Annotated in this window: 2 pseudogenes; one reads left to right on the plus strand and one right to left on the minus strand. The window is 82.6% G+C overall.

Features of this window, described 5'->3' with window-relative positions:
• Positions 1-236: pseudogene (locus tag MRBLMG1_RS36175) on the minus strand (resistance protein); the annotation flags it as partial.
• A gap of 13 nt (positions 237-249) precedes the next feature.
• Between MRBLMG1_RS36175 and MRBLMG1_RS36180 the strand changes: the two are divergent.
• A pseudogene (locus MRBLMG1_RS36180) lies at positions 250-708 on the plus strand (hypothetical protein); the annotation flags it as partial.

Below are 708 nucleotides of genomic sequence, written 5' to 3' on the forward strand. Positions count from 1 at the left end.
GTCCGCTGCAGCGGGGCGGGCGTCACCACGGGGACGCCCGTGGCGGGAGCCGTCGCCGGAGCGGACACGGGCGCCTGCGGGGCGACCGCCGGGGCGGCCTGCCGCTGGACGGCGACCGGCCGGGCCACGGGCCGTACGGCGGCGGGCGGGGCGATCGGGACGACGGGGACCGCGGCGGGACGGGCTTCGGCACCGGCGGTGGTCGCCCTCCGCACGGGTGCGGCGCTCCGCTGCACGGCCGGAGCGGACGTGGGACGGGAGAGGGGCGCCGCCGGAACACCGCCGTGGCGGGGGGTCACGGAGGCGCTCGCCGCGTCCGGGATGCTCGGCGCGAGCGGACGGGTGGTGGCGAGCGGCAGCGACGCGCCCCGCTGCACGGCGGGAGCGACGGCCCGCTGGACGTCGACGACGGTGACGAGCGGCGTGGGTGCCCCGACCGCTGCCGCCGCCGACGGCCCCACGGGCGTGCTCGCGGCGGGCATCGCCGCGGCGCGCGAGACCGTCGGCCGTGCCGAAGGCGTCGGGACGTCGCCGGAGCCAGGCGAGCCGGCGGTGCTCGGCGGGGTGGGTGTGGTCGGCGCGACCGTGCCGCGCCGCACGACGGGGAGCGGCTTGACCGGGGTCCTGGCGGCCGGGAGCGCGGGCGTGGCCTGCGCGGGCGCCCGCTGGACGGTCGCGCCCGTCGGCGCCTCGGGGGCGCTCGGGGGC

The sequence above is a fragment of the Streptomyces sp. LMG1-1-1.1 genome (genome assembly GCF_040815545.1).
GTDB lineage: Bacteria > Actinomycetota > Actinomycetes > Streptomycetales > Streptomycetaceae > Streptomyces.